Source organism: Allomuricauda sp. F6463D, assembly GCF_023015965.1.
Taxonomy (GTDB): Bacteria; Bacteroidota; Bacteroidia; order Flavobacteriales; family Flavobacteriaceae; genus Flagellimonas.
Genome location: NZ_JALKAN010000001.1, coordinates 1 through 12,284, shown reverse-complemented (window position 1 = coordinate 12,284; position 12,284 = coordinate 1). Strand labels below are relative to the sequence as shown.

The following is a 12,284-nucleotide window of genomic DNA, read 5'->3' as shown; positions in this document are numbered from 1 at the left end:
AGGGTTTGCGAAGGAAGGGCCAATCAAAATCCGTTTGGACGACTTCCTTATTGGATTTATTGCTATTCTTCCACTATTACGATAGCCATTAGAGCAATACTCCAGTTGCAATAAAAGTTAAGTGAAAGCACTTTTGTTTGTTCATAACCGTTCTTCCTGATTGTTCTGGTAAGATTTGGTATCTGGAAGCTTTGAAGTTTTCATGTTGACTTTTAAAGCCTGCCGCTGTTTTGTCTAGATTCAGGGCCCTAGCCTTTTCAAAAGGTCCTTCTCGTACTCGGAAAGTTGTTTAGGTCACCTACTTTCGTTGGTTTTTTAAGCGTAGGTACGCTACATTGATGAATAGTTGTATGTAAATTCCTAATGCATTCGCTTTTTTGGTAATCCATTTTAAATTTCAGTGGTAAAAGCGGGTTTCATTAAAAGTTGTTCCTTATTGGAAATACCTATTTGTTTGGCGACAGATTTCCAATCCTTGACTACTTTTATGATTTCACTAATAATAGCATCCATTTCACCATCACTTAAGCGGAAAAATTTCCCAACACTTTTTGCAAGTTCAAAGTCAAGGGCATTATCATCCGCATCTATGTTGAGTGCCAATCCGTCTTTTTCAATTGAAGGGTTTAAATCATAGGCCGGGGAAAGTTTCCAACCTTTTTCATTTAGAATAAAACCGTGGTTCCGCAGATGGTCGTCCGTATTGGATACGGCAATATTAAAAATAATTCTCCGCCATAATTGATGCAGATTTTCTTCTACGTTAGTTCCATAATTCTCGATTACATCGACAATATCCAAATAGCTCGGAGAGAAAGACTTTAATGTTTCTTCCGTATTTCCGGTCATTGTCATAGCGGATGCAAAATGGATGCGACCGCCATTTTCACGGTCAAATCTTTTAGTAAGAAAGGTGTGATATTGGCCAGCTATCATTTCAATTTTGGATTCCGCCATTTCGATACCGCAGCTGACCGCAAGTTTATAGGTCAGAAATTCCCAAGCAGCTTTATCCACTGTATCTGTTTTTAAAGGGAATTTTGCAATCCATAGGTTTTTATCATTATCCAATATATTCGCTTTTGGGCGTTCGCCCCCTAAAGAAGAACCTGGTGCTATAAGTACTGCTATGCATTGGCGTATGGCGTCGTTCTGCGTATCACTTTCCAATTGGTCCACAGCTTCCTGTAAATCCCCGAGAGATGACCAAGGTGGTGTTGGGATTTGTCCATCATTGTCCAAAAAAGGGCCTTGGGGGTCTGTCTTAAAGCGCAGCGCACCCATTCGGCTCTCGTCATATACACCAAGAAGATAATCTATTTCATATAGCGTTTTTGCCTTCTCCTTGCGAGCTCTGGCATCCTGTGCCTCACGACGTTTCATCAAGGTCTTTCCCCAAGTATCGGGCATACTGTCCAAAAATATCCCAAAGTTTTCTTTGTCTGCTGGAAATTGAGGCCCTGAATAAAATGCAATATCCGGGTCGAGTAATTGGTACAAACCTTTTCCCAACCATGCTTTATTATACTCAAAACTGAACGCTTTTTTGGCTTTCACAAAATGGGCCGATAGGACACCTATTTCGATAGGAGCATCCAATCCTATCCAATCGGCATAAACATAAATATCAAATTTTCCTTGTGACATAACTATAGTAAATCCAAATCTTGTAGTTTACGACCGAATTCATCATCCAACGCTAATTTTGAAAAATCACTTTCAAGACTTAATACCTTTAGCACGTTGAAATAGATGCCCATTGCGACAGTTGGGTCGCCTTTCTCAACACGATGCAAAGTAGCACGGTGAATACCGGCACGTTCCGCAACCTGTTCGGCAGTCAATTTTCTACGTTTTCGCGCAAGCTTGATATTTTGACCTATTCCATCAAATATCTTTTGATATTTGGGAAGAAGTATTGCTTTCTTAGAATTCATAATGTTGCTTATTAACGACAAATATCCTTTTTTTGTTGCAAATAAGCGACATTTTTTTATCAAAGACTATTATATCATTTCTTTAGAATTGGAAATCGAATAGCAAACCGTAAATGGTCCGAATCGGCAGGTTTAAACCATTGGACCATCAATCAGGTCGAGAACAGGGATTCAATTTCATGGAATACGTGACGCCAAAGTAATAATCATGTGCAAAAGCATGGCTTGATAATTACAAACGCAAGAAAGGCGTTCCATAACCTATTCCTCCGCTTAATAAAGTGAAAAGTCCCTGTTTTGGTGGCTTTTGTATTTTGGTCGACAATCTAGGTGACAGAACTCAATCCTTTATGATTCCTTGAATAAACTGTATGAAATTGAAAAGTTTATACTATTTCTCCAAAAAACACTTCATTTTCTTTATCTTAACCTTGGATTTATTCCCAACCTCTTCTCGATATTGATTTCTTTTAATCATATTTTAAATTAACTTTTCATGGGAAAGCCTATTATTTTATTCTCAAAATCCAACTATGAGGGCCAGGAAATACTACTTGTTAATTTTTCACACAATTCTAATCTGCATGGATATTTAAAAAAGTTTGACGGTATAGAATGGAGCAAATCACTTAAATCGTTTTACCTGCCTTTTTCCAGACCCACCACAAATGCCCTGTTCCAGTACCTTAGAAAAGAAAACTACTACATTGACTATTCTTCGCTAACAGCTAAAGACTCATCCAATCATAATATTGGAAAGGACAAAAAAGTGCATGTGGGAAATCAAATTGCCGAAAGCGTCAAACATAGTATTGACCTCCTTAAAAAATGGATGGAACAAAAACGGTATAGTGAGAACACCATTAGAACATACGAGGGAATGCTTCTTATATTCTTTCGTTTCCATTTCCCAAAAACAGAAACTGAAATTACAGAAAAAGACATCCTAAAATTCAATATAGATTATATTTTGGCAAATCGGTATTCATATACCTATCAAAACCAAGCCATCAATGCTATAAAACTTTTTTACCGCCAACAAGGTAAAATGCATTTATTACCAGAAAATTTGGAGCGCCCCAAAAAATCCAAAAAGCTACCTGCAATTTTAAGTCTTGAGGAAATAAAGTCAATTCTTGAGAATACAACAAATCTAAAGCACAAAACCTTGCTGAGCCTACTTTATTCATGTGGCCTTAGGATTGGTGAAGCTCTAAAACTCAAAACAAAAGATATTGATTGTGAAAGAAAGTTCATGCATGTAAAGTCTGCGAAAGGCTCTAAGGACAGGTATGTGCCAGTTTCAAGACAAATGATTGGGTTGTTAAACAAATATATTATCTCTTATAAGCCCAAAGACTATGTTTTCGAAGGACAGAACGGCGGTAAATATTCAGCAGTTAGTGCGCGCCAAATTTTGCAACGCTCTATACGTTTATCTGGCATAGAGAAATCCATTACTTTACACACTTTGCGCCATAGCCATGCTACACATTTATTGGAAAATGGCACAGATATTAGATATATCCAAGAACTCCTTGGCCATAACAACCCGAAAACAACTATGATTTATACACATGTAAGCACAGCAAGCCTTGATAAAATAAAGAACCCCTTTGATGATTTTGAGATTTAATATAGAAAACAACTCAAATCATCGGTTTTATTCCTATTTTGGGTGTATAGAGATGTATTTTACATCTCTATAAACAAGTTAGCGACAACTCAAAAAAAAAATCATCCGAACTCAAAATATAGCAAGAAACGGATTTTTTATAACTTAAATCCTATCTAAATTTGTGTCGTTAATCAAATCAAATGAACGACCAGAAACATCAAAATTATTATCGTATTGCAAAGGCAATCGAATTTATAAAAGACAATTTCAAAGAACAACCTACTCTTGAGGAATTGTCTAAAAAAGTAAATTTGAGCCAATATCACTTTCAAAGGATATTTACGGAATGGGCGGGAACGAGCCCTAAAAAATTTCTTCAATACGTTAGTCTTCAATACGCCAAAATTAAACTTGCCAAAGAAAACACACTTTTCGATACAGCATTTGAAACTGGACTTTCAGGAACAAGCCGTTTGCACGATTTATTTGTCAAAGTAGAGGGAATGTCACCAGCCGAGTACAAAAATGGTGGTAAAAACTTAAAAATTAATTACAGTTATTCCTCTAGCCATTTCGGGAAATTAATAATAGCATCCACCAATAAAGGAATATGTTATTTATCATTTTTTGATGAGGAAAAAGAAGATGCGTTTCAGGTATTAAAATCGGAATATCCAAACGCTCAACTGCAAGAAAGTAGGGATAAATTTCAAAAGAACGCTTTAAAAATTTTCGAAATTAAAAATAAGGGAATTGACGAAATTAAAATTCATTTGAAAGGAACAGCTTTTCAATTAAAAGTTTGGGAAGCATTATTAAAAATACCACCTGCATCACTTGTTTCTTACAATTCAATTGCAAAATTAATAAGCAAGCCTTCTTCATCGCGTGCAGTAGGAAACGCTTTAGGAAAAAATCCAATCGCATATATTATTCCGTGCCATCGTGTAATTAAATCCACAGGAGAACTGGGAGGTTATAAATGGAAGGAAACAAAAAAAATCGCTTTGATAGGTTGGGAAGAAACTGAAAATCAAATCTTAAATGAAAAATAAAATGGAAATTAGAAACTGCACAATTAACGATATTGATGAAATTTTTAGACTTTACAAAATTGCATCAGATTATCAAAAAGCAAAAAAGAAAGTCGTTGTTTGGCCAAATTTTAAAAGAACACTTGTTGAAACTGAAATAGCAGAAAACCGCCAATGGAAAATGCTAATTGATGGAGAAATTGCCTGTCTTTGGGCAATTGCTTTTCAAGACGAGCAAATCTGGGAAGAGAAAAATAAAGATAGTGCTATTTACATTCATAGAATTGCAACCAATCCAAACTTCAGAGGTAATAATTTTGTGGAAAAAATTGTGAATTGGGCTAAGAAATATGCTAAATCAATGGATAAACAGTTTGTAAGACTTGATACCTTAGGAAACAACGTCAAATTAATCCAACACTACGAAAACGCAGGATTTGAATTTTTAGGTATGTTTGACCTAAATAATACAGACACTTTACCTGAACATTATCATAATGTACCAGCTTGTTTATTTGAAATAAATTTGAACAAACAAACAGAAAAGAGCAGTCGCTAACACCGTATATAATGAATAGCGGGGTTCGGTTCGGTTCTAAAATTTTGTTATATTTGGTTGGTCGCCAATTTTTGTTTTAATCACTTTGGAACAAAAAAAGATAAAAGTTCAAAAACAAAAATCGGCTTGTGTTTAGCGGAATAATTCTCGCGTATTTGCCCGCTACTCATCATATACAAACACGTTGTGTGTAATGTAAAAATCGTGCTAAAATTGAACATTTGAACTAAAAAAGCCAACCCTCAAACAGCACATTTATTTTTTTGCCAACGCGAAATGCCAACGCTCAAAAAAAATAAAAGAGCTGTTTCTTCCCAACGCTCACTCACGAGAATACAACGAACATTTTCACTACATTTCAGCGAATTATTATTACATTGCGTCTGATTAACCAAAAAGGTTACAAATGAACCGAATAAAAGAAGTTCTGAAAAATAAAGGAATATCTCAAACTTGGCTTGCAGACCAAACTGATAAAAGTTATACGACTATCAACGAGTACGCAAGAAACAAAAGACAACCGAGTTTGGAAGACTTATACAAAATAGCAGAAATACTAAATGTACAGGTCAGCGAATTATTAATTGAAAGAAACGACCAATAAATGAAACTATACGAAACGTTAGAAACACAACTCAAAACCGAAAACAATTTTGTTACGGACAATGGCGAGTTAAAGAAATGGGTAGTAATTAATAAAGCACAAAATTTCGATGCTGATTTAATAGCATTATTGCTTGACAATAAAGAATTAAAAGAAAAATTCTTTTTGGATATTAAAGGCACGTTAGTTTTTAACCAAAATTTATTTGTACAGTTTCTGGAACAGAAAAACTACCTAAACGACAGTTATACACAATACAAAAACAAAGTTGGATTAACAATTGACGGAAAATACCTAAAACAACGCAACGAAGTTGCGTTAGTTTGGCCATTTAAAGATTGTATTTTGGAAGGTGGACAAAGTCGTGAGGAAGATAAACGAGAAGAAATTTTCTTTAACGAAACCTTGGCACAAGACGAAATCACTCAACTTTTAGAACCTAAAGTGTTGACAAACGCTAAAACCTACGATAAAGATGGCGAACACGAATTTAAAGGCTTTACAAGAGATGCTGAACTAAACAAAAAAAGAGGTTTAACAGAAGATACCATTACAGATAACCTAATAATTAAGGGAAATAATCTTTTAGCTTTACACTCTCTGAAAAAAGAATTTGCTGGAAAAGTAAAACTGATATATATCGACCCACCATATAATACAGGTGGTGATAGTTTCGGGTATAATGATAAGTTTAATCATTCTTCTTGGTTAACATTTATGAAAAACCGTTTAATCATTGCTCGTGAATTATTGAGTGATGAAGGAGTTATTTTTGTAAGTCTTGATGATAATGAAGCTCACTATTGTAAGATTCTTATGGATGAAATTTTTAAAAGAGAAAACTTCATTGCAGATATTTGCCATAAATCAAGAGGCTCAATTTCAAATGATAAAATAATATCGCCAAACCATAACCATATACTTTTATTCGCAAAAAATGAGAGAAAAGTCTTTGCAAAAAAGTCTCTTTTTGGTATAAAAAAGAATTTAGATGGTTTTGATAAAACTGATAAAAATGGAGATTATAAATTAGTACCAGTTGATGGACCTGGAGGAGCATCAAAAGGCAATCCTTTTTATGAATTTGAAGGAATAGAAGGTTATTGGCGATTCTCGAAAGAGAGAATGCAAAGAATGTTTAATGAAGGCCTTGTTGTTAAAACAGCAACTGGTTTACAACAAAAATATTACAAAGAAAAAGCAGCCAAATCAAGACAAACTGTAACAACTTGGTGGGAAGAAAAATTCTTAACATCAAGCGCAACTACTAAACTTAAAAAATTAATGGGTGCAGATGTCTTTAAAAATCCAAAAAATACTGATTTACTTAAAAGAATTGTAGAATTATGGGCTACCGATAATGATATTATACTTGATTATCACGCAGGAAGTGGTACGACAGCACACGCTGTATTAGAGTTGAATAAAGAAGATGGTTTGAATCGAAAATTTATTATGATTGAACAAATGGACTATATTGAAAGTGTAACAAATCAAAGAGTTCAAAAAGTTATCGAGCAAAATAAACAGGGTTCATTTACTTACATAGAACTCAAAAAACACAATCAAACATTTATAGACCAAATAGAAGAAGCCAAAAACAGTAAGACATTATTGGATATTTGGGAGCAAATGAAAGCCAAATCTTTCCTTGATTACAATGTAGATATACAAAAACAAGATGAACATATTGCCGATTTTAAAAAATTGGAATTGGCACAACAAAAAAAGCATTTAATAGAACTGTTAGATAAAAACCAATTATATGTAAATCTCTCATCAATTAATGATAAAGATTTCGATTGTTCAAAAGCAGAGAAAAAAGTTACAGAAGATTTTTACCAACTTAAAAAAGATTAATTATGGCATATTTATATGATACATTAATCAAAGAATTTGGTAAAAGAGAAGTTGCAAGAACGGAAGTACCAAATTACATTTCTGACAACATAAAATACGATATAAGACCTTATCAAGAAGAATCTTTTAAGCGTTTTATGCTTTGTTACAACGAAGATTTTGACGCAAAACCAAATAAGCCTTTTCACCTACTATACAATATGGCAACTGGTAGCGGAAAAACGTTAGTTATGGCTGGTTTAATGCTGTATCTCTATGAAAAAGGCTATCGGAATTTTTTGTTTTTTGTGAATAGCAACAACATCATTACAAAAACAAAAGACAACTTTTTAAATCCTCAAGCTTCAAAATACTTATTTAGTGAAAAAATAGTAATTGACAATAAAGAAATTTTAATAAAAGACGTTGACAATTTTGAGGAAGCTGATAATGAAAACATAAATATCAATTTCACAACAATACAACAATTACATATTGACTTAAATAACACAAAGGAAAATAGTGTTACTTATGAAGATTTTAAAGACAAAAAAATTGCTTTAATTGCTGACGAAGCACACCATTTAAGTTCTGGAACAAAAAGCGGAAAATTATTTGGAAGTTGGGAAGGAACAGTTGAAGAAATACTGAAACAGAATTACGATAATATTCTTTTAGAATTTACCGCAACATTAGATTATGAAACACAGTCAATCGTAGAAAAGTACCAAGATAAAGTCATTCAAAAATACGATTTAGCACAATTTAGAATTGATAAATATTCTAAAGAAATAAATTTAATAAGGTCGTTGTATGATGAACAAGAGCGTATCATTCAAGCCTTAATTTTAAATTTATATCGACAAGAATTAGCAACTTCAAACAACATTAATTTAAAGCCTGTTATTCTTTTTAAGGCAAAAAGAACAATTAAAGAATCAGAAGAAAATAAAGAAAACTTCCACAAACTTATTGATGATTTTTCTGCTAAAATGGTAGAAAACATTAAAAAAACTTCGACTATTGGTATTGTTCAAAAAGCATTTGACTTTTTTGCGAAAATCAATCTGTCAAGTAATGACATTGCAAAACGCATCAAGTCAAACTTCAAAGAAGAAAATTGTATAAGTGCAAATAATGATAAAGAAGCTGAGCTAAACCAAATTAAACTAAACACTCTGGAAGATGAAAACAATCCAATTAGAGCAGTTTTTGCAGTTCAAAAATTAAATGAAGGTTGGGATGTTTTAAACTTATTTGACATTGTAAGATTATACGAAGGGCAAAATACAGGAGGAACGAATACAACAATTGGAAAAACAACGCTTTCAGAAGCCCAATTAATTGGTAGAGGAGCAAGATATTTTCCGTTTAAATTAGAAGAAGGACAAGACCTTTACAAACGTAAATACGATGAGGATTTATCTAACGATTTAAAAGTGTTGGAAGAACTTTATTATCATACAAAAGAAGATAATCGATACATTTCTGAATTAAAGAAAGCATTGGTAGAATCTGGAATTTATGAAGATGAAGATAAATCAATACAACTAAATTTATTTCTAAAGCCAGAATTCAAAAAGACCGATTTCTATAAAACTGGAAAGGTAATTTTCAATAAGAAAGTTGAGAAAAGCTACGATAACGTAAAATCATTTTCAGATTTAGGTGTCTCAAAAAGGAATATAAGTTTTACGCTATCTTCTGGAATAGGTAAAAAAAGTAGTGTATTTTTTGAAATGGAAAACCCTAAATCTAATGACGAAGTAATTAAAGAAAGAGACGTAAAAATTTCTGATATTTCAAAGCATATTATTCGCTTCGCATTAACTCAAAATCCTTTTTACTATTTTGAAAATTTAGAAAGATATTTTCCAAGTGCAAAATCCTTATCTAATTTTATTGACAGTACAGAATATTTAGGAGGTTTAGAAATAACATTAAGGGGAACAAAAACAAGACTTGAAGAAATTTCTAATTTCGACTATTTGTTAGCAGTTCAAAAGTTATTGCAAAGCATAGAATCTGAAATAAAATCGAACTTGACAGAATATGAAGGTTCTGAATACATAAACAAGAATGTTCACGAAGTCTTTAAAGACAAGGAAATTAAAGTTTACAAAGACAGCGAAAGAGCTGATGGACAATTTGACGTAGTAAGTGAACCAGAATGGTATGTGTATAACGCTAATTACGGAACAAGTGAGGAAAAGGAGTTTGTAAAAATGTTTGCCAGAAGATTTGAGCAATTAGAAAATAATTTTGAGAATATTTACTTAATCAGAAATGAAAGAGAAATTAAAATCATTGATAAATTAGGTAGAGCATTTGAACCAGATTTCGTGCTATTCTGCAAACAAAAAGCTGGAAAAGAATTGACTTATCAAGTTTTCATAGAACCGAAAGGAAATCATTTGAAAGCACACGATAAATGGAAAGAGGACTTTTTAAAAGAAATTAGAGAAGACAAAAAGACAATTGAAATCGACTCTGACAATTATTTAATAACTGGAGTTCCTTTTTACAATAATGAAAACGAAAATGAATTTAAGGAAACATTGGAAAAAACTCTGAATAATGCCAACGCATAAGCCATACACATTTGCAATTCGCTACAGCCAACGCACAAGCCCAAAATTGCAAAAGAGTATGTCTTGCCAACGCTTACATTTGAACTAAATAACAAACATCGGAAAACCAATCAGAACGGAAAAACACTACACACAACAACGTGTATAAAACATAGCTATTATAGGCTTTCCGAAAGGTTTTTGCTTATTTATTAAGTCCGCAAAATTTTTATTTTTGTATATTTAGAAATTAAAAGATAAATAGAAAAAATAAAAATTCGGCTCGTGCTAAATCCGAAAAGTTAGCGTTTATTTATACGCTACGTTTCATACACAAGACCGTTGCCCACAATTTGAAAAAGACCGTACTTAAAATATTAATTCTGAATTTAATTTTGATTAGTTGTAGACAAAACAACAAATCTGAATCAATTGCTGGTGAATTAACTCAAATTGAAATTACTGATGAATTCAAACTTGAATTTCTTACTCAAATCTTATCCGACAGTTCAAAATCTAGACTGTTATACGATAAAAGAGAATTAATTTCAAATTTGCCTGCAATGGTTCCACCGCAATTACCAATTGACCCAAATAACTCCAGTAGAACAATCTCGCATTTTGAATTTATATCTGACACTCTTAAAATTAATGATATTGACTTTGTTAGAAAACAATTTATAGAAAATGAAGACTTTGATATTTCAACAATAGAAAAAAATGGTTTTAAAGTCATTGATGTCGAAAAATATAGAGAAAATGAAATTCAATGGGATTCAATTAATAAGATTGCCGATAAATACTATGAAGAAAATAAAATGATTGATTTCTATTCATTTCTACATATCACAAAACCAATATTTAATAAAGAACTAAATTTAGCATATGTGCGATTTAGGCCTGGATCTGGTGGAATGACTCGAATTTATGAAAAGCAAAATGGAATTTGGGAAATGAAATATGAATTTGATGAATGGATTGAATAAAAAACTGTGGGCAACAATGTATAACCGCAATTACGGCGGATTCGACTACGTCCGAATCCACTCGGAATTGCTACCGTCGGTGCTTATCCGAAAAACATTAACTTTAACCCCATAACTGCGGTTATACTAAACGTTGGGCATAATACGAATAAATGGATATTAGATTATTATTCAGACAATACACTAGCTTTGCTTTAACCATAATTAGTCCAAGACTCTTTGAACTGACAGAAGATAAATCAATGTTATATTTTAACGATGAAGAAAGGTCTGATTTATTCTTCATACGCCTGAATGAATTTCTAAATGTAACTTTCCCATCACCTTTTGATTCCAACAAGAAAGTTTCACTTTTCAATTTAATGGAAGATTTTTGTTTACAGTACAATCAAATTGACGACTTTAAAAAATTTCTTTTTGCTATAAATGAAACAAAAGAATTCTTTTTCAAGAAAAGGTTCTACAAATACTATATATCACCTCACGAGATTGATTTTGAAATATCGTTTGCAGAATTAATAAATTTTCAATCAAATTACTCAAAGCATAGTTATTATCATCTTACAGGAATAAAGAATAAACTAAAAAAACATTTCAAGAAGAATAATATACCAAACTTTGAAAATGAAGACTACAATGAACATTTATCTTATTTTAAGGAAGCAGTACTTGATGATAGATTAAATTTTAATCAAACTCATATGGTAGAAAAATTAGGTGGATTATTTCTTTCTTATTGGGATTTATTAAATTCAAAACACCAGTCACGAATTTTAAATTTAATACACGAATTTATAGCTCAAAATGGAAGACTAGTACAATGGAAAATTGACAAACCTAAGGATTTGACTGAAGCAGAAGAGTTTTTTTGGGAAATAAAAGGTTTGTCCAGATTTGAGAGAAAGAGAATTTCTGATTTCATACCAAAAACGTGGAATCCATTAATTGAAAAGGAAACAGATAAAAATAATATGATTGATAAAAGCTAAAAGTACTATGCCCAACAAAGAACTGAGGTGAAAACCAACTCTTTTCTGAATTAAATTTGAGACATATTCATCCCTTGTTAATATCTGTAATTACAGATATTAACCGTTTCACCCATTCCTTTTTCGACTTATCCTTTAGCAAGAACAG

Annotated in this window: 10 protein-coding genes; 8 read left to right on the top strand and 2 right to left on the bottom strand. The window is 32.4% G+C overall.

Annotation, left to right across the window (positions count from 1 at the left end; all coding sequences use genetic code 11):
* Positions 1–390: 390 nt before the first annotated feature.
* Positions 391–1,647 (bottom strand): type II toxin-antitoxin system HipA family toxin, encoded by a 1,257-nt coding sequence (locus MWU56_RS00050; protein WP_247040942.1) that lies wholly within the window; start codon positions 1,645–1,647, stop codon positions 391–393.
* A gap of 2 nt (positions 1,648–1,649) precedes the next feature.
* The gene (locus MWU56_RS00045) at positions 1,650–1,937 is read right to left on the bottom strand and encodes a helix-turn-helix domain-containing protein (protein ID WP_247040941.1); all 288 of its coding nucleotides are present in this window, start codon (positions 1,935–1,937) and stop codon (positions 1,650–1,652) included.
* Positions 1,938–2,433: 496 nt separating this feature from the next.
* Between MWU56_RS00045 and MWU56_RS00040 the strand changes: the two genes are divergently transcribed.
* The 8 genes from MWU56_RS00040 to MWU56_RS00005 all read left to right on the top strand — a co-directional run bounded on the left by MWU56_RS00040 (position 2,434) and on the right by MWU56_RS00005 (position 12,136).
* The gene (locus tag MWU56_RS00040; protein WP_247040940.1) at positions 2,434–3,573 is read left to right on the top strand and encodes a tyrosine-type recombinase/integrase; all 1,140 of its coding nucleotides are present in this window, start codon (positions 2,434–2,436) and stop codon (positions 3,571–3,573) included.
* 182 nt (positions 3,574–3,755) lie between these two features.
* A complete protein-coding gene (locus MWU56_RS00035) occupies positions 3,756–4,610 on the top strand; it encodes a bifunctional helix-turn-helix domain-containing protein/methylated-DNA--[protein]-cysteine S-methyltransferase (protein WP_247040939.1) in 855 nt (284 codons plus the stop codon).
* On the top strand, positions 4,600–5,148 hold the full coding sequence (locus MWU56_RS00030; RefSeq protein ID WP_410548909.1) for a GNAT family N-acetyltransferase: 549 nt from the start codon (positions 4,600–4,602) through the stop codon (positions 5,146–5,148). The genes MWU56_RS00035 and MWU56_RS00030 overlap by 11 nt, the downstream gene beginning before the upstream one ends.
* 406 nt (positions 5,149–5,554) lie before the next feature.
* The gene (locus tag MWU56_RS00025; RefSeq protein WP_068452248.1) at positions 5,555–5,752 is read left to right on the top strand and encodes a helix-turn-helix transcriptional regulator; all 198 of its coding nucleotides are present in this window, start codon (positions 5,555–5,557) and stop codon (positions 5,750–5,752) included.
* Positions 5,753–7,612 (top strand): DNA methyltransferase, encoded by a 1,860-nt coding sequence (locus MWU56_RS00020; RefSeq protein WP_247040937.1) that lies wholly within the window; start codon positions 5,753–5,755, stop codon positions 7,610–7,612.
* 2 nt (positions 7,613–7,614) lie between these two features.
* Entirely contained in the window at positions 7,615–10,182 is a 2,568-nt protein-coding gene (locus MWU56_RS00015; RefSeq protein WP_247040935.1) for a DEAD/DEAH box helicase family protein, read from the top strand.
* Between the two features lie 332 nt (positions 10,183–10,514).
* On the top strand, positions 10,515–11,147 hold the full coding sequence (locus MWU56_RS00010) for a hypothetical protein (RefSeq protein ID WP_247040933.1): 633 nt from the start codon (positions 10,515–10,517) through the stop codon (positions 11,145–11,147).
* Positions 11,148–11,299: 152 nt separating this feature from the next.
* A complete protein-coding gene (locus MWU56_RS00005) occupies positions 11,300–12,136 on the top strand; it encodes a hypothetical protein (RefSeq protein WP_247040932.1) in 837 nt (278 codons plus the stop codon).
* The last annotated feature ends 148 nt before the right edge of the window (positions 12,137–12,284 follow it).

What these genes read in the sequence shown, in the direction of transcription:
- MWU56_RS00030 (WP_410548909.1), top strand. Translation starts at nt 4,600, where the DNA reads ATGAAAAATAAAATGGAAATTAGAAACTGCACAATTAACGATATTGAT.
- MWU56_RS00020 (WP_247040937.1), top strand. Translation starts at nt 5,753, where the DNA reads ATGAAACTATACGAAACGTTAGAAACACAACTCAAAACCGAAAACAAT.
- MWU56_RS00025 (WP_068452248.1), top strand. Translation starts at nt 5,555, where the DNA reads ATGAACCGAATAAAAGAAGTTCTGAAAAATAAAGGAATATCTCAAACT.
- MWU56_RS00040 (WP_247040940.1), top strand. Translation starts at nt 2,434, where the DNA reads ATGGGAAAGCCTATTATTTTATTCTCAAAATCCAACTATGAGGGCCAG.
- MWU56_RS00045 (WP_247040941.1), bottom strand. Translation starts at nt 1,937, where the DNA reads ATGAATTCTAAGAAAGCAATACTTCTTCCCAAATATCAAAAGATATTT.
- MWU56_RS00015 (WP_247040935.1), top strand. Translation starts at nt 7,615, where the DNA reads ATGGCATATTTATATGATACATTAATCAAAGAATTTGGTAAAAGAGAA.
- MWU56_RS00005 (WP_247040932.1), top strand. Translation starts at nt 11,300, where the DNA reads ATGGATATTAGATTATTATTCAGACAATACACTAGCTTTGCTTTAACC.
- MWU56_RS00035 (WP_247040939.1), top strand. Translation starts at nt 3,756, where the DNA reads ATGAACGACCAGAAACATCAAAATTATTATCGTATTGCAAAGGCAATC.
- MWU56_RS00050 (WP_247040942.1), bottom strand. Translation starts at nt 1,647, where the DNA reads ATGTCACAAGGAAAATTTGATATTTATGTTTATGCCGATTGGATAGGA.